This is a genomic window from Pseudomonas sp. ABa2 (assembly GCF_056676075.1).
In genome coordinates this window covers 1167101-1183260 of the sequence record NZ_CM155239.1, presented here as the reverse complement: position 1 = coordinate 1183260, position 16160 = coordinate 1167101, and the positions used below count along the sequence as shown (strand labels likewise).

The 16160-nt window shown below is 66.8% G+C and carries 14 protein-coding genes; 3 read left to right on the top strand and 11 right to left on the bottom strand.

Going from position 1 to position 16160, the window contains the following annotated elements; translation table 11 throughout:
- The first annotated feature begins 77 nt into the window (after positions 1-77).
- Together xseA and AC1G9C_RS05630 are read left to right on the top strand one after the other, a co-directional pair.
- Positions 78-1457, top strand: a complete 1380-nt coding sequence (gene xseA, locus AC1G9C_RS05635) for an exodeoxyribonuclease VII large subunit (protein ID WP_480409660.1) — start codon at positions 78-80, stop codon at positions 1455-1457.
- 53 nt (positions 1458-1510) lie between these two features.
- Positions 1511-2332 carry a peptidoglycan DD-metalloendopeptidase family protein gene (locus AC1G9C_RS05630; protein ID WP_480409659.1) on the top strand — a complete coding sequence of 274 codons (822 nt, stop codon included), beginning with the start codon at positions 1511-1513 and terminating at the stop codon, positions 2330-2332.
- A 226-nt stretch (positions 2333-2558) separates the two neighbouring features.
- Here the strand turns inward: AC1G9C_RS05630 and AC1G9C_RS05625 are convergent, their stop codons facing one another.
- Positions 2559-2957, bottom strand: a complete 399-nt coding sequence (locus AC1G9C_RS05625; protein WP_480409658.1) for a DUF6491 family protein — start codon at positions 2955-2957, stop codon at positions 2559-2561.
- Between the two features lie 385 nt (positions 2958-3342).
- Here AC1G9C_RS05625 and leuA point away from each other — a divergent pair, with 385 nt between their 5' ends.
- Positions 3343-5013, top strand: a complete 1671-nt coding sequence (leuA, locus tag AC1G9C_RS05620; protein WP_021441912.1) for a 2-isopropylmalate synthase — start codon at positions 3343-3345, stop codon at positions 5011-5013.
- A 148-nt stretch (positions 5014-5161) separates the two neighbouring features.
- Here the strand turns inward: leuA and AC1G9C_RS05615 are convergent, their stop codons facing one another.
- The 10 genes from AC1G9C_RS05615 to rlmN form a co-directional block, all read right to left on the bottom strand.
- Complete coding sequence (locus tag AC1G9C_RS05615) at positions 5162-5944, bottom strand: amidohydrolase (protein WP_480409657.1); 783 nt, start codon at positions 5942-5944, stop codon at positions 5162-5164.
- Between the two features lie 100 nt (positions 5945-6044).
- Positions 6045-7193, bottom strand: coding sequence for a pyridoxal phosphate-dependent aminotransferase (locus tag AC1G9C_RS05610; RefSeq protein ID WP_480409656.1), 1149 nt, complete (start codon positions 7191-7193; stop codon positions 6045-6047).
- Positions 7194-7333: 140 nt separating this feature from the next.
- Entirely contained in the window at positions 7334-8809 is a 1476-nt protein-coding gene (der, locus tag AC1G9C_RS05605) for a ribosome biogenesis GTPase Der (RefSeq protein WP_031302559.1), read from the bottom strand.
- Between the two features lie 103 nt (positions 8810-8912).
- Positions 8913-10064 carry an outer membrane protein assembly factor BamB gene (gene bamB / locus AC1G9C_RS05600; RefSeq protein WP_122108825.1) on the bottom strand — a complete coding sequence of 384 codons (1152 nt, stop codon included), beginning with the start codon at positions 10062-10064 and terminating at the stop codon, positions 8913-8915.
- A complete protein-coding gene (locus AC1G9C_RS05595) occupies positions 10057-10701 on the bottom strand; it encodes a tetratricopeptide repeat protein (protein ID WP_397498536.1) in 645 nt (214 codons plus the stop codon). The genes bamB and AC1G9C_RS05595 overlap by 8 nt, the downstream gene beginning before the upstream one ends.
- Positions 10702-10753: 52 nt before the next feature.
- A complete protein-coding gene (gene hisS / locus AC1G9C_RS05590; protein WP_480409655.1) occupies positions 10754-12034 on the bottom strand; it encodes a histidine--tRNA ligase in 1281 nt (426 codons plus the stop codon).
- A 20-nt stretch (positions 12035-12054) separates the two neighbouring features.
- Complete coding sequence (gene ispG / locus AC1G9C_RS05585; protein WP_021441919.1) at positions 12055-13167, bottom strand: flavodoxin-dependent (E)-4-hydroxy-3-methylbut-2-enyl-diphosphate synthase; 1113 nt, start codon at positions 13165-13167, stop codon at positions 12055-12057.
- 2 nt (positions 13168-13169) lie between these two features.
- The gene (locus AC1G9C_RS05580) at positions 13170-14234 is read right to left on the bottom strand and encodes a RodZ domain-containing protein (protein ID WP_480409654.1); all 1065 of its coding nucleotides are present in this window, start codon (positions 14232-14234) and stop codon (positions 13170-13172) included.
- Complete coding sequence (gene pilW, locus AC1G9C_RS05575; RefSeq protein ID WP_480409653.1) at positions 14231-14992, bottom strand: type IV pilus biogenesis/stability protein PilW; 762 nt, start codon at positions 14990-14992, stop codon at positions 14231-14233. The genes AC1G9C_RS05580 and pilW overlap by 4 nt, the downstream gene beginning before the upstream one ends.
- A 13-nt stretch (positions 14993-15005) precedes the next feature.
- Positions 15006-16154, bottom strand: coding sequence for a dual-specificity RNA methyltransferase RlmN (gene rlmN, locus AC1G9C_RS05570; RefSeq protein WP_021442756.1), 1149 nt, complete (start codon positions 16152-16154; stop codon positions 15006-15008).
- Positions 16155-16160: the final 6 nt, after the last annotated feature.

Below are 16160 nucleotides of genomic sequence, written 5' to 3'. Positions count from 1 at the left end.
AAAAGTCGCGCAGCTTAGCGGTAGTGGTGCAGCGGTCAACTATGGCCGCGACGCCAAAGCCTTTATCATGCCGGCCCATGATCAACGATCCCTTTGCCCGCCTGAACCTCGACCGCGAGGTGCTCAGCGTCAGCCAACTGAACAACCGCGCCCGCCTGCTGCTGGAGGACGTGTTCGCCAGCATCTGGGTCGAGGGGGAAATCTCCAACCTGGCGCGGCCGGCCTCCGGGCATATCTACTTCACCCTCAAAGATAGCCAGGCCCAGGTGCGCTGCGCGCTGTTCCGGCAGAACGCCGCTCGAGTGCGCCAGGCGCTGCGCGATGGTCTGGCGGTGAAGGTACGCGGCAAGGTCTCGCTGTTCGAGGGCCGCGGCGACTACCAGCTGATTCTAGATGCGGTCGAGCCGGCCGGCGACGGCGCCCTGCGCCTGGCCTTCGAAGCGCTCAAGGACAAGCTGTCCGCCGAAGGGCTGTTTGCCACCGAGCGCAAGCTCGCCCTGCCCGCCCATCCCAAGCGTATCGGCATCGTCAGCTCGCCCACTGGAGCCGTCATTCGCGACATCATCAGCGTGTTCCGCCGCCGCGCGCCGCAGGTGCAGCTGACCCTGATTCCCACCGCGGTGCAGGGCCGTGAGGCCACCGCGCAGATCGTCCGCGCCCTGCAGCTGGCCGACGCGCAGGGCTTCGACGCACTGATCCTGGCCCGCGGCGGCGGCTCGCTGGAGGACCTGTGGTGCTTCAACGAGGAAGCCGTGGCCCGCGCCGTGGCCGCCTGCGTGACGCCCATCGTCAGCGCCGTGGGCCACGAGACCGATGTGTCCATCGCCGACTTCGTCGCCGACGTGCGCGCGCCGACGCCGTCGGCCGCCGCCGAGCTGCTGGCCCCCGACAGCAGCGAGCTGGTGCAGCGTCTGCACAACCTGCAGCGCCGCCTGGTGCTGCACATGCAGGGGCGCCTGGCCCGCGAACGGCTGCGCCTGGAGGGCGTGAGCCGGCGTCTGCGTCATCCCGGCGAGCGTCTGCGCCAGCAGGCCCAGCGCCTGGACGATCTGGATATGCGCCTGCGCCGCGCCTTCAACCAACAGCTCATCAACCAGCGCGAACGCCTGGCGCGCCTCGACGCCCGTCTCGCCGCCCAGCATCCGGGGCGCAACCTGGCCCTGCTGCGCCAGCGCCTGGATGGCCTGGCCGCGCGCCTGCCGCGCGCCATGCAGGGCCAGTTGCGCAGCCAGCGCCAGCAACTGGGCGCGCTGGCTGCGCAACTGCAGATCGTCAGCCCGCTGGCCACCCTCGGCCGCGGCTACAGCATCCTCCTCGACGAGCGCGGCCACGCCGTGCGCCGTGCCGCCCAGACCCGCCCGGGGCAACGCCTCAAGGCCCGCCTGGGCGAGGGCGAACTGGATGTGCGGGTCGAAGACAACCATATTCAACCGGCGACGCTGTCGCTGCTCGATTGACCTTTTGCCGGGTGGATAAGCGCCGTGTGCCGATTCACCCCAGGGATAGCCGCATGCGCCTGATCGCGTTCCTTCTGTGCACCGCCTTCGCCCTGCCCGCTCAGGCCGAAGGCTTTATCACCCGCCTGTTGAACAAGCCGGTGCCCGGCGGCGTCGCCGTGCTCGATCTCGGCGACGCCGCCAGCGCGCCAAAGGCGCGTTACCAGGACAAGCCGGTGCTGACCATCCGCGAGGACGGCCAGCGCTGGATCGCCATCGTCGGCATCCCGCTGACGGTGAAACCCGGCGCCCAGCAGCTGGCAGTCGATGGCCGGCCACACAGCTTCCAGGTCGGCGCCAAGCACTATCGCGAACAGCGCATCAACATCAAGAACCAACAGCAGGTCAGCCCCAACGCCGAGAATCTCAAACGCATCGAGCGCGAACTGGCCGAGCAGACCCGCGCCTACCAGCGCTTCAGCGCGCGCCAGCCGAGCAACCTGCTGTTCGACCGACCGGTCAACGGCCCGTTGTCGAGCCCCTTCGGCCTGCGCCGCTTCTTCAACGGCGAGGAGCGCAACCCGCACTCGGGCCTGGATTTCGCCGCCAATCGCGGCACGTCGATCAAGGCGCCGGCGGCCGGCGAGGTGATCCTGATCGGTGACTACTTCTTCAACGGCAAGACGGTGTTCCTCGACCACGGCCAGGGTCTGATCAGCATGTTCTGCCACATGTCGGAGATCGACGTGAAGCTCGGCGAGGAGATCGCCCGCGGCGGCCATATCGGCAAGGTCGGCGCCACCGGCCGCGCCACCGGGCCGCACCTGCACTGGAACGTAAGCCTCAACGACGCACGGGTCGACCCGGCTATCTTTATCGGCGCCTACACCCCCTGATCGGCGCGAGCAGGCCGTTGAAAAACGTAGGCGAGGCAGGCAAGACAAGGCAAAAACGGCCGAAACGCAGCGTAGCGCAGTAACAGCCGTAGGCTGGCCCCGAAGGGGTGAGCGCAGCGAATCAAAAGCGGAGTTTACGAGCTGTAAATGAGCATTTTGACTGGGCTCGCACGCGAGGCCGTTTTTAACGCTGGATTGCCAACGCAGGTAGTTTTTCAACAGCCTGCTAATGCCGGGCGATCCGCTCCAGGGCATGAATCTCGTCGATCAGGCAGGGCTCGGCAAAGCCGCCCTGGTCATGCACCAGGATGTGATCCAGCGGAGTCAGCATGCCGAGGGTGGTGCGGTAGCTGAGCAGGCTGGAGAAGTTCAGGTTGTTGCAGGGCCGGGTGAAACTCACCAGATAGGCCCGCCCCGGGCCGCGGCCGAACAGCAGGTGCTGCTTGTCCAGGTACTGCCAGCCGTCGAGGTCATGGCGCAATACGCTGCGCAGCGACTCGCCTTGGCGATAGCCGAGCTGCTGCAGGCGCTCGTCCAGCGGCAGCGCTTCCGGCGCCGGCCGCTGCGCACAGGCGCCGAGCGCCAGGGCAAGGGACAAGGCGATGAGTGCGCTGAATCTGACCATGACATGCCTCCTCCCGGCCGAACCGCCGGATTCTCGCGGGGCCGTCGCGTTCGGCGCAACCAAGCCCCAGGCCAGTTACCAGCCTACGCCTGATGGGGCCGCCGCGCAGCCTCGGCCCGCCGGACATCGCACCAGGCAATATCTCACGCGATAACGCCAGATACCGGCAATAAAATCTCGCCACCCAATGCCGTACGCAACGAAACGGCGTTTTTCACAGCTAGCTTGCCATCTTTACCCTCGCGCATTAGGGTTGGCCTCATGAACGACGCCCATACCCTCATTCTCCTGCGACAGCACGCCTGCCTGCGTCTGGTCAGCCCGCGACTGCGTGGCTGAATCCGCTCGCCGCCCCCCCTTTCGCTGCCGCTCCAAGGATTTCGCCATGACCATGCTCAAAGACCCGTCGCAGAAGTACCGTCCCTTCACCCAGATCCAATTGCCCGACCGCACCTGGCCGGACAAGATCATCGACCGCGCACCGATCTGGCTGTCCACCGACCTGCGCGACGGCAACCAGTCGCTGATCGAGCCGATGGACGCCGAGAAGAAGATGCGCTTCTTCAAGTGCCTGGTGGGCGTGGGCCTGAAGGAAATCGAAGTGGGCTTCCCCTCCGCTTCGCAGACCGACTTCGACTTCGTGCGGGAACTCATTGAGGGCGGCCATATTCCCGACGACGTGACCATCCAGGTGCTGACCCAGGCGCGCGACGACCTGATCGAACGCACCTTCGAGTCGCTCAAGGGCGCCAAGCGCGCCATCGTCCACTACTACAACGCCTGCGCGCCGAGCTTCCGCAAGATCGTCTTCAACCAGGACAAGGCCGGGGTCAAGGCCATCGCCGTGGCCGCCGGCCAAACCATCAAGCGCCTGGCTGCCGCTCAGCCGGAGACCCAGTGGGGCTTCGAGTATTCGCCCGAGGTGTTCAGCTCGACCGAGACCGATTTCGCCGTCGAGGTGTGCAACGCGGTGATCGCGGTGTTCCAGCCGACCCCAGCCAGCAAACTGATCCTCAACCTGCCGGCCACCGTCGAGTGCGCCACGCCGAACAACTACGCCGACCAGATCGAATGGTTCGGCCGCCATATCGACCGCCGCGACAGCGTGCTGATCAGCGTGCACACCCATAACGACCGCGGCACCGGCGTCGCCGCCTCGGAGCTGGCGGTGATGGCCGGCGCCGACCGCGTCGAGGGCTGCCTGTTCGGCAACGGCGAGCGCACCGGCAACGTCTGCCTGGTGACCCTGGCGCTGAACCTCTACACCCAGGGCGTCGACCCGCAACTGGACTTCTCCGACATCGATGCGGTGCGCAAGGTGGTCGAGGACTGCAACCAGATTCCGGTGCACCCGCGCCACCCCTATGCCGGCGACCTGGTCCACACCGCCTTCTCCGGCTCGCACCAGGACGCGATCCGCAAGGGCTTCGCCCAGCAGCAGGCCGATGCGGTCTGGGAAGTGCCCTACCTGCCGATCGACCCGGCCGATATCGGCCGCGACTACGAGGCGGTGATTCGGGTCAACAGCCAGTCCGGCAAGGGCGGCATCGCCTTCCTGCTCGAACAGGAATACGGCATCAACCTGCCGCGGCGCATGCAGATCGAGTTCAGCCAGGTGGTGCAGCGCGAGACCGACCGCCTGGGCCTGGAAATGACCGCGGCGCAGATTTACCAGCTGCTTGAAAGCGAGTACCTGCAGGCCAGTGCGCCCTACGCCCTGAAAGGCCACCGCCTGCAGGAAGAGAACGGCACCAGCGCGGTCGACGTGGAAGTGCTCAGCGCTGGCGAAAGCCAGCACTGGCGCGGCATCGGCAAGGGCCCGCTGGAGGCTCTGGTGGCCGGCCTGCCGGTGGCCGTGGAGATCATGGACTACAGCGAGCACGCCATCGGCGCCGGCACCAATGCCAAGGCCGCGGCCTATATCGAGCTGCGCGTCAATGGCGGCCGCGCCCTGCACGGCATCGGCATCGACGAGAACCTGACCACGGCCAGCTTCCGCGCCCTGTTCAGCGCGCTGAACCGCGCCCTGAGCCAGGCCGAGGCACAGGCCGCCTGATCGAGCCGCCGCCGAAACGACAACGCCGGGCATTGCCCGGCGTTTTCATTTCCGCACGCCGTCCTACCGGCGTCGGTTGCGCCTCGTCAGCAGCAGTGCGCGCGGCGCACCCTACGGCCTCGACCGCACCGGCCATCGTCCACCGGCACTAGCGCAGGGCAAAGCCATCGGCATCCAGATGCGCCGGGAAGCGTTCGCGGTAGGCGGCCAGTTCGCCGGCATTGAGGGTCAGGCGAAACACCCCGTCGCCGGTCTCGGCCGCCAGCAGCGGCTCGCCCTGGAAATCCAGCACCTGTGAGTCGCCGGCATAGGCATGGCCCTTGCCGTCCTCGCCGATGCGGTTGACCGCCGCGACATAGCACAGGTTCTCGATGGCCCGCGCCGGCAGCAGGCGGTTCCAGTGCAGGCGCCGCGCCGCCGGCCAGTTGGCGGTGTAGAGCAGCAGGTCGGTGCCGCCGGCATCGCGGCTCCACACCGGGAAGCGCAGGTCGTAGCAGATCAGCGGACGCACCCGCCAGCCCTTGAGCTCCAGCAGCACCTGCTCGGCACCGGCGGCGTAATGCTTGTGCTCACCGGCCATGCGGAACAGATGGCGCTTGTCGTAGTGCGCCAGCGAACCGTCCGGGCGTGCCCAGAGCAGGCGGTTGCGGTAGCTGCCGTCGGCGGCCTGGATGATCAGGCTGCCGCAGATCGTCGCGCCGAGGGCACGCGCCTGTTCGCGCAGCCAGCTCGTGGTCGGGCCGTCCTCGGGTTCGGCCAGGGCGGCGGACTCCATGGAAAAGCCGGTGGAAAACATCTCCGGCAGTATCACCAGGTCGGCGCCGCGCGCCTGCGCCAGCAGCGCCTGGAAATGCGCGCGGTTGGCGGCCGGGTCGTGCCAGGCCAGGCGGGTCTGGACCAGCGCCAGTGTGAGATCGGGTTTGTCGCTCATCTCAAGGCCTCGATAGCCGTGGGGGCGAACGCCCCGAAGGCTTGTCCGCCATTGCAATTGCCAGGTGGACCAGGCTTGGCCATGCCCACCCTACGCCCGCCTAGACCGCGCAGAGCTTTTCCGCGGCCTGGCGCAGGGTGTCCTCGCGCTTGGCGAAGCAGAAGCGCACCAGACGCAGGTCCGCCGGCGGGCTCTGGTAGAACACCGATACCGGAATCGCCGCCACGCCGTGCTCGCGGGTCAGCCATTCGGCCATGGCCACGTCGTCCAGTTCGGGGCGAATCGCCGAGTAGTCGACCAGCTGGAAATAGGTGCCGGGCGCGCGGCGGAAGCTGAAGCGCGAACCGGCCAGCAGGTCGCAGAACAGGTCGCGCTTGGCCTGGTAGAAGGCCGGCAACTGCTCGACATGCTCGGGGCAGGCGGCCATAAAGTCGGCCAGCGCGTGCTGCAGCGGGGTCACCCCGCAGAAGTTCACGTACTGGTGGATCTTGCGCAGTTCGGCGGTCAGAAGAGGCGGCGCCACCACGTAGCCGGTCTTCCAGCCGGTGACGTGGTAGGTCTTGCCGAAGGAGCTGACCACGAAGGCGCGGGCATAGAGTTCTTCGTGGGCCAGTACGCTGGCATGGCGCACGCCGTCGTAGATCAGGTGCTCGTAGACCTCGTCGCTGACGATATGGATGTCGCGGCCGCGGATCAGTGCGGCCAGGCGGTCCAGGTCGGCGCGGGTGAGCAGCGCGCCGCTGGGATTGTGCGGCGAGTTGAGGAAGATCAGCCGGGTGCGCGGGGTGATGGCATCGGCCAGGCGCTGCCAGTCCACGGCGAAGTCCGGTAGCGCCAGCGGCACGTGCACGCAGCGCCCGCCGGCCAGCTCCACCGAGGGCTCGTAGCTGTCGTAGCAGGGGTCGAGGACGATGGCCTCATCGCCCGGATGGATCAACGCCTGCACCGCGCAGAAGATCGCCTCGGTGGCGCCGGGGGTGATGGTGATCTCGCTGTCGGCATCGCGCTGCACGCCGTAGCTGCGGGCGATCTTGGCCGCCACCTGCTGACGCAGCGCCGGCAGGCCGGTCATCGGGCAGTACTGGTTGCGCCCCTCCAGCACATGGCGCGCCACCGCCTCGCGCAGCGCCTGCGGGCCGTCGAAGTCGGGAAAGCCCTGGGACAGGTTGAGCGCGCCGACGTCCGCGGCGAGCTGGGACATGCGGGTGAAGATGGTGGTGCCGACGTTGGGCAGTTTGCTGACGAGCATCGCGACTTCCTGCGGGGGCTTGAGCAAGCCGCGAGGATAGCCGATGCCCGCTGCCAAGGGCAGCAGCAGGGATTATGAAAAGCGGGAAGAAGCTTATGCCCTGCCCGCCGCCAAGGCGGCGGCGGGCAGGGCGGCGGCGCTTACTTGCGCTTGTCCTTGCGCTTCTTCTCGGCCTTCTTGTGGTGGCTCATCAGGCGGCGCTTCTTGTTCACCTGACGGTCGGTGAGGGTGTTCTTGTTGCCCTCGTAGGGGTTTTCGCCGCCCTTGTACTCGATGCGGATCGGCGTGCCGACCAGCTTGAGCACGCGGCGGTAGGTGTTCTCTAGGTAACGGGTATAGGCGCGCGGCACCGCGTCGACCTGGTTGCCGTGGATCACGATCAGCGGCGGGTTGGCGCCGCCGAGGTGGGCATAGCGCAGCTTGATGCGGCGGCCGTTGACCAGGGGCGGCGCATGGTCGCTGACGGCATCCTCGAGAATCTGCGTCAGGCGGCTGGTCGGCCAGCGGGCGATGGCCGACTGGAACGAGGCCTGCACCGACTTGTACAGGTGGCCGACGCCGGTGCCGTGCAGCGCCGAGATGAAGTGGATATCGGCGAAGTCGACGAAGAACAGCCGGCGCTCCAGCTCGGTCTTGACGTAATCCTTCTGCCCCTGGTCCATGCCGTCCCACTTGTTCAGGGCGATGACCAGCGCGCGGCCGCTTTCCAGGACGAAGCCGAGCAGGTTGAGGTCGTGGTCGACCACCCCTTCGCGGGCGTCCATGACGAACACCACCACGTTGGAGTCCTGAATCGCCTGCAGCGTCTTGACCACCGAGAACTTTTCCACCGCCTCGAAGATCTTGCCGCGGCGGCGCACGCCGGCGGTGTCGATCAGGGTGTACTTCTCGTCGTCGCGCTCGAAGGGGATATAGATGCTGTCGCGCGTGGTGCCGGCCTGGTCGTAGACGATGACCCGCTCTTCGCCGAGCATGCGGTTGACCAGGGTCGACTTGCCGACGTTGGGCCGGCCGATGATGGCCAGCTTGATGCCGTCCTTCTCGCTCGGGCCGGGGATGCGCTTGGCCTCCTGGCCTTGCTGCACCTCTTCCTCTTCGCCGCCCTCTTCCGGCTCGCCGGCATCCTTGGGGAAGGCGCCGAGCACGGCTTCGAGCATCTGGGTGATGCCGCGACCATGGGCGCTGGCGATCGCCAGCGGCTCGCCCAGGCCCATCGGGCTGAACTCGGCGCGGGCCAGGTCGACGTCGAGGTTGTCGACCTTGTTCACCACCAGGAAGCTCTGCTTGTTACGCCGGCGCAGGTGCTCGCCGATCATCTGGTCGGAGGCGGTCATGCCGGCGCGGGCGTCGACCAGGAACAGCACGGCATCGGCCTCTTCGATGGCCTGCAGCGACTGTTCGGCCATCTTCGCGTCGATGCCTTCCTCGTCACCGGAGATACCGCCGGTGTCGATCACGATATAGGTGCGCCCCTGCCACTTCGCCTCGCCGTACTGGCGGTCACGGGTCAGACCGGAGAGGTCGCCGACTATGGCGTCGCGGCTGCGGGTCAGGCGGTTGAAGAGCGTGGACTTGCCGACATTGGGCCGGCCCACCAGGGCTATTACGGGAACCATCAGGCTCTCCACTAGGTTATTTCATAAAATGCAAAGGCCGCTGCACGGGCAGCGGCCGGAATGTTTCAGGCTGCCGCCAGGATCACCTGGCAGCATAGCCGGTTCACTTGATGGTCAGCGCCACCAGCTTGCCGCCGTTACCGAAGGCATACAGCCAGTCGCCCACCACCAGCGGACGGGCGCGCAGGCCGGCGCTGTCGATGCGCTCGCGACCGACGAAGCGGCCATCCACCTGGCTCAGCAGGTGCAGGTAGCCTTCCAGGTCGCCGACCGCGACGTAGCTGGAGAACACCTCGGGCGCCGACAGCTGGCGACGGGCCAGGGCGTCGTTGCTCCACAGCGCCGAGGCGCTGCGCTCGTCGATGCCTTCCACGGTGCCGTTGGCCAGGCTGACGTAGACGTTGCCGAAGCCCTGCGCCACGTTCACCGAACTGGACGCCTCGCGCTGCCAGAGTATGCGGCCGCTCTCCAGGTCGAGTGCGGCGACGCGGCCCTGGTAGCTCACGGCATAGACGGTGCCGCCGGACTGCAGCAGGCCGCCGTCGATATCCACCACTCGCTCCAGCTCGGAACGGCCCTGGGGAATGGCCACGCGCTGCTCCCACACCGGCAGGCCGCGCTGGGCATCCACCGCGATCACCTTGCCGCTGGACAGACCGGCCACCACCAGGCGGTTGGTCACCAGCGGGCTGCCGGTGCCGCGCAGGGTCAGCACCGCCGGGGTGTTCTCGAAGATCCAGCGCTGGCTGCCGGTATCGGCGTCGAAGGCGATCAGGCGGTCGTCCTGGGTCTGCACCACGACCACGTCGCCGTTGCTCGCCGGGGCCGCCAGCACTTCGCTGGTCACCCGCGAACGCCACTGCTCCTCACCGGAGCTGGCATCCAGGGCGATCACCTCGCCCTTCAGCGTGCCCAGCAGCACCTGGCCGTAGCCGGCGCCGACCGCGCCGGATACCGGAATGTCCAGTTTCTTGCGCCAGATCACCTTGCCGCTCATGCGGTCCAGGGCCATCACCAGGCCTTCGACGTCGGCGGCGTAGATCACCTCGCCGTCGATGGCCGGCACCAGCATGTTGAAGGTCTCGCCCTGGCCTTCGCCAATGGAGCGGCTCCACTCGGTGCGCAGTTCGACTTCCTCGTCGAACTTGGTCAGTTCGGCCGGCGGCAGTTCCTTCTTGCTATTGCTGCTGCAACCCACGGCCAGTACGGCCAGGGCCAGCAGTGCGGCATTCTTCCAACGCATCACGTCACGCATCCCCTTTTGCCAGGTCGTCCAGCTTCATCTGCAGGCCACCGACGGCGGCGTCCTCGGCCAGGGCCGCCTTGGCTTTCTGGTAAGCGGCATGCGCCTCGTCGGCACGCCCCAGCTGCACCAGCAGGTCGCCCCTGAGCTCTTCGCGGCTGGCCAGGAAGGCCGTATCGGCTTCGCCGGCGAGCAGCGCCAGGGCCTCCTCGGCCTTGTCCTGCGCGGCCAGCACACGGGCCAGGCGCTGCCGCGCCAGTTCGCCCAGGGTGGCATCGGCCGGCTTGTCGAGCACGCCCTGCAGCGCCGCCGCGGCGTCGTCCAGCTTGCCCGCCTCGACCGCCACCTTGGCGACGAACAGGCTGCCGTACTGCGCGTAGTGGCTGCCGGCATATTCGTTGTTGAGCTTGCCGGCCAGCTCGGCGACCTTCGCCGCGTCGGGCTCGCCAGCCGGGTTCAGCGCGGTCTCCAGCAGTTGCTGGTAGATCTGCGAGGCGCCCTGCGCCTGGTTGCTCTGGTACTTCTGCCAGCCCTGCCAGCCGAACACCACCACCAGGGCCAGCACGCCGCCAGTCAGCAAGGGTTTGCCGTTGCGCTGCCACCAGTCCTTGATGACCGCCAGCTCTTCTTCATCGGTACGCGAAACCACCCCAATACTCCTATCGCTCGACCCCATGACAGGTCGTTGAGAAAACTACCTGTTAAATACGGGCTGCCAGGTGTTCGGCCAGGGCCGCCCAGGCAATGTTCTGTTGTTCGCTGTCGTCGCGCAGCGGCTTGCAACCTACCACTTGCCGGGCCAGTTCGTCTTCACCCATGACCAGGGCGTACAACGCGCCGCTCTTGTCGGCCTTCTTCAACTGGCTCTTGAAGCTGCCGCCGCCGGCGTTGAGCTGCAGACGCAGCCCCGGCAATTGATCGCGCAGGCGCTCGGCCAGGGCCAGGGCGGCCAGTTCGGCCGGCTCGCCGAAGGCGCACAGGTACAGGTCGACCTGGCGGGCAATCTCCGCCGGCACCTGGTCCAGGGTCTCGATCAGCAGCACCAGACGCTCGATGCCCATGGCGAAGCCCACGCCCGGCGTCGGCTTGCCGCCCATCTGCTCGACCAGGCCGTCGTAGCGGCCGCCGGCGCAGACGGTGCCCTGGGCGCCGAGCTTGTCGGTAACCCACTCGAACACGGTCTTGCTGTAGTAATCGAGGCCGCGCACCAGCTTGGGATTGATCACGTAGGGAATGCCGGCGGCATCGAGACGGGCCTTCAGCCCCTCGAAATGCACGCGCGATTCCTCGTCCAGGTAGTCCGCCAGCTTCGGTGCGTCGACCAGCAGGGCCTGGGTCTCGGCCACCTTGGAATCGAGGATGCGCAGCGGGTTGCTGGCCAGACGGCGGCGGCTGTCCTCGTCGAGCCGCTCGCCGCGTGCCGAAAGGTAGTCGACCAGGGCGTCGCGGTAACGTGCGCGCGCCTCGCTGGTGCCCAGGCTGTTGAGTTCCAGGGTCACCGCGTCGCGGATGCCAAGCAGGCCCCACAGGCGCCAGGTGAGCACGATCAGCTCGGCATCGATGTCCGGGCCGTCGATATTGAAGACCTCCACGCCGATCTGGTGGAACTGCCGGTAGCGCCCCTTCTGCGGGCGCTCGTGGCGAAACATCGGACCGATGTACCAGAGCTTCTGGGTCTGTCCGCCACCGGCCAGGCCATGCTCGAGCACGGCGCGCACGCAGGCCGCGGTGCCTTCCGGACGCAGGGTCAGGGAGTCGCCGTTGCGGTCCTCGAAGGTGTACATCTCCTTCTCGACGATATCGGTGACCTCACCGATGGAGCGCTTGAACAGTTCGGTGAACTCGACGATGGGCATGCGGATCTGGCGGTAGCCGTAGCCGTCCAGCAGGCTCGCCACGCGGCCTTCGAAGTAGCGCCAGAGCGGGGTCTGCTCGGGCAGGATGTCGTTCATGCCACGAATGGCTTGCAGGGTCTTGCTCACAGGAAATCCTTAACGCCGCGTCAGCCGCGGACGATCACGGCCGCATCGGCGGCGGCCTTCTCGGCCGCCTTGTCGCGAATGAGCCGTTCCAGCTCATCCACCAGATTGTCATTGGTCAGTTTCGAGGCGGGCTTGCCGTCGATATAGACCAGGTTGTTCGGCGTACCGCCGGTCAGGCCGATATGCGCTTCCTTGGCTTCGCCGGGGCCGTTGACCACGCAGCCGATCACCGCCACGTCCAGCGGCACCAGCAGGTCCTCGACGCGGCTTTCCAGCTCGTTCATGGTCTTGACCACATCGAAGTTCTGCCGCGAGCAGCTCGGGCAGGCGATGAAGTTGATCCCACGCGAACGCAGGCGCAGCGACTTGAGGATGTCGAATCCGACCTTGATCTCCTCCACCGGATCGGCGGCCAGGGAGATGCGGATGGTGTCACCGATGCCCTCGGCCAGCAGCATGCCCAGGCCCACGGCCGACTTCACCGTACCGGAGCGCAGACCGCCGGCCTCGGTGATGCCCAGGTGCAGCGGCTGCTCGATCTGCTGGGCCAGCAGGCGATAGGCGGCGACGGCCATGAACACGTCGCTGGCCTTCACGCTGACCTTGAAGTCGGGGAAGTTCAGCCGATCCAGGTGCTCGACATGGCGCAGTGCGGATTCCACCAGCGCCTCGGGGGTGGGTTCGCCGTATTTCTTTTGCAGGTCCTTTTCCAGCGAGCCGGCGTTGACCCCGATGCGGATCGGGATGCCCTTGTCGCGGGCAGCCTCGACCACCGCCCGGACCCGATCCTCGCGGCCGATATTTCCCGGATTGATGCGCAGGCAGTCGACGCCCAGCTCGGCCACGCGCAGGGCGATCTGGTAGTCGAAGTGGATGTCGGCAACCAGCGGCACACGCACCTGCTGCTTGATCTTGCCGAAGGCCTCGGCGGCGTCCATGTCCGGCACCGAGACGCGCACGATGTCGGCGCCGGCGTCTTCCAGGCGACGGATCTGCGCCACGGTGGCGGCCACGTCGTTGGTGTCGGTGTTGGTCATGCTCTGCACCGCGATCGGCGCATCGCCGCCCACCGGTACCGAGCCGACCCAGATCTTGCGCGACAGTCGGCGCTTGATCGGCGATTCGCAATGCATGCTTACAACCCCAGCTTCAGGCGCGCGGTCTCGCCCGTGATGAAGGGCGAAACGTCGACCGCCTCGCCGTTGTAACTGACCTGGGCGCCACGGGCGAAGCCCAGGCGCAGCTCCATGGGCGCCTTGCCGGTCAGCTCGATGCGCTCGCCGCTGCGTTTGAGTGCGCTGACCAGCACCTTGCCGTCGGCATCGGTGACCTGGGTCCAGCAATCGGCGCTGAACTGCACGCTGAGCGCGCCCTGCCCGGCGGCCAGCGCAACCGGCGCGGCCGGCTCCGCAGCAGCCGGCGCCGGGGCGACCGGAGCAACCGGAGCAACCGGAGCAACCGGAGCAACCGGAGCAACGCTAGCAGGGCTGCTCGGCTCGCTGGGCGCAGATTCTGGCGCAGGCACGGACTGGCTCGGCACCGGCACGGCAGCGCTGGACTCGCTCGCGGCGGGCTCGGCGGCCGCCTGCTCGGCAGCGCTGTCGGCCGCGCCGTCCACGGTCTCGCTCGGCTCGACCGGCAACAGCAGCGGGCTGGTCGGCTCGCCGCCCTGGGCGGCCACCACCGCCTGGTCTTCCGGCTCGGCCAGCGAGTGCACCTGGGTGGTGCCATCGGCACCGTCCACTTCCACCTGATCGAGCCCCAGGCCGGCCAGGTCCGGCGCAGGACGCCCCTGCTCCTGCCACCAGAGGAAACCGGCGCCGATCAGGGCCAGCAGCAGCAGGAAGCTGACCAGACGCAGAATGCTTTGCGAGTAGCGTGCCGGCTCCTCGATGCGCCCAAGGCTGTGCACGCTGCTGCCGCTGGCATCGGTGCCGGTGAACTGGTCGAACTCCAACACCAGACGGTTCTGGTCCAGCTCCAGCAACTTGGCATAGGCGCGGATATAACCGCGGGCGAAGGTGGTGCCCGGCAGCTTGTCGAAGGCGCCGGCCTCGAGCTGACTAAGACGTTGTGGCGTCAGATTGAGCTGCCCCGCCACCTCGGCGACGCTCCAGCCCTTGATCTCGCGGGCCTGACGCAGGCTCTCGCCCGGATTGTTCGGCATCGGCTGGGTAACTTCGCTATGCGCCGCTTTCATTGTTGCCCCGAAACGTATTGCTGATATTCCTGAGACGCCGGATACAACCGGCGCAGTTGCAGGCCCAGGCTGGCGGCCGTGTCCCGATCCTCGAAGACCTCCGCCAGACGCGCACCGAGCAGCAAGCTGCGGGCGTTCTGCGGCGACATTTCGCTGAAGGCCTGGTAATAACTGCGCGCCGGCACATAGGCTTTGTCCTCGTAGGAGAGCATGGCCATCTCCAGCAAAGCCCGCGGCTGCCGGCTGCTGAGGCGCAAGGTACGCTGGAAGTATTCCTTGGCCTGCTCGCGCTGTCCCAGCTGCAGGGCGGTCAGCCCGAGATTTTCGAATACCCGCGAGCGCTCCGGGTAGAGGTTGTCTTCGGCCGCCTTGAGATAGGTATTCATGGCGTCCTGATAGCGCTTCTGCTCGAACAGGAAACTGCCGTAGTTGTTCAGCAGGCGCGCATCCTTGGGACGCTGCGACAGGGCCTTGCGAAAATGCTCATCGGCCAGCTGCGGCTCCATTTCCAGCTGGAAGGCCATGGCCAGCGCGGCATGTGCGTCGGCATTGGACGAATCCAGGTCCAGCGCGTTCTTCAGAGGCACTTTGGCGCGCTGAGTGTCGCCCTGCTGGATATAGGCGATGCCCAGTTGCACATAAGCATCGCGCGCATCGTCGCGCCCCTTCGCCGTACGCATGGGGTCGACATCCCCCGTGGTCACACAACCGCCAAGCAGACTGGCAACTAGCAATAACAGCGCAGGGCGCAGGGTCATGGGCATCCTCTCTTCAGCTTCGATTGGCGGCGGGGCGAGGCTCTTGCGCCTCGCTGCCCAGTTGGCGCACGGCAATATAGCGCTCGCTGCGACGGGTACGGTCCATGACCTGGCCAACCAGCTGGCCACAGGCGGCGTCGATGTCGTCGCCGCGCGTGGTGCGCACGGTGACGTTGTGCCCGGCCTTGTGCAACAGGTCTTGGAAACGGCGGATGGCGTTGTTGCTCGGCCGCTCGTAACCCGAGAAGGGGAAGGGATTAAACGGAATCAGGTTGATCTTGCAAGGCACATCGGCCAGAAGTGCGACCATCTGCTCAGCGTGCTCGGGCTGATCGTTGACGCCCTTGAGCAGGGTGTACTCGATGGTCAGCACACGCTTCTCGCCAAGCTTGGCGACGTAACGCTTGCACGCCGCCAGCAACACGTCCAGCGGGTACTTCTTGTTGATCGGCACCAGCTGGTTGCGCAGCTCGTCGTTGGGCGCGTGCAGCGACAGGGCCAGGGACACGTCGATCACCTCGGCCAGCTTGTCGATCATCGGCACCACGCCCGAGGTGGACAGGGTCACCTTGCGCTTGGAAATGCCATAACCCAGATCGTCCATCATGATCTGCATGGCGGAAACGACGTTGTCGAAGTTCAGCAGCGGCTCGCCCATGCCCATCATCACCACGTTGGTGATGGCACGGTCGATCTTCGCCGGCACGCTGCCGAAGGACTTGTTGGCGATCCACACCTGGCCGATGATCTCGGCGCTGGTCAGGTCGCTGTTGAAACCCTGTTTGCCGGTGGAGCAGAAGCTGCAGTCCAGGGCGCAACCGGCCTGCGACGACACGCACAGGGTGCCGCGGCCGTTCTGCGGGATGTACACGGTTTCCACGCAGCTGCCCGACGCCACGCGCACCACCCACTTGCGCGTGCCATCGGCGGAAATATTTTCGCTGACCACTTCCGGGCCGCGAATCTCGGCAGAGGCCTCGAGCTTTTCGCGCAAGGCCTTGCCGACATTGGTCATGGCGGCGAAATCATCGACGCCAAAGTGGTGAATCCACTTCATTACCTGGCCGGCACGGAAGCGCTTCTCGCCGATGGACTCGAAGAACTGTTCCATTTCCGGCTGGGTCAGGCCCAGCAGGTTGATCTTGCCGGTGGTATTGGTCATGGCTTC

Excerpts from the sequence above, each read along its gene's own strand:
- AC1G9C_RS05610 (WP_480409656.1), bottom strand. The coding sequence starts at position 7,193 with ATGCTCGTCAGCAAACTGCCCAACGTCGGCACCACCATCTTCACCCGC.
- der (WP_031302559.1), bottom strand. The coding sequence starts at position 8,809 with ATGGTTCCCGTAATAGCCCTGGTGGGCCGGCCCAATGTCGGCAAGTCC.
- AC1G9C_RS05630 (WP_480409659.1), top strand. The coding sequence starts at position 1,511 with ATGCGCCTGATCGCGTTCCTTCTGTGCACCGCCTTCGCCCTGCCCGCT.
- leuA (WP_021441912.1), top strand. The coding sequence starts at position 3,343 with ATGACCATGCTCAAAGACCCGTCGCAGAAGTACCGTCCCTTCACCCAG.
- xseA (WP_480409660.1), top strand. The coding sequence starts at position 78 with ATGATCAACGATCCCTTTGCCCGCCTGAACCTCGACCGCGAGGTGCTC.
- AC1G9C_RS05615 (WP_480409657.1), bottom strand. The coding sequence starts at position 5,944 with ATGAGCGACAAACCCGATCTCACACTGGCGCTGGTCCAGACCCGCCTG.
- AC1G9C_RS05580 (WP_480409654.1), bottom strand. The coding sequence starts at position 14,234 with ATGAAAGCGGCGCATAGCGAAGTTACCCAGCCGATGCCGAACAATCCG.
- rlmN (WP_021442756.1), bottom strand. The coding sequence starts at position 16,154 with ATGACCAATACCACCGGCAAGATCAACCTGCTGGGCCTGACCCAGCCG.
- AC1G9C_RS05625 (WP_480409658.1), bottom strand. The coding sequence starts at position 2,957 with ATGGTCAGATTCAGCGCACTCATCGCCTTGTCCCTTGCCCTGGCGCTC.
- pilW (WP_480409653.1), bottom strand. The coding sequence starts at position 14,992 with ATGACCCTGCGCCCTGCGCTGTTATTGCTAGTTGCCAGTCTGCTTGGC.
- bamB (WP_122108825.1), bottom strand. The coding sequence starts at position 10,064 with ATGCGTGACGTGATGCGTTGGAAGAATGCCGCACTGCTGGCCCTGGCC.
- ispG (WP_021441919.1), bottom strand. The coding sequence starts at position 13,167 with ATGCATTGCGAATCGCCGATCAAGCGCCGACTGTCGCGCAAGATCTGG.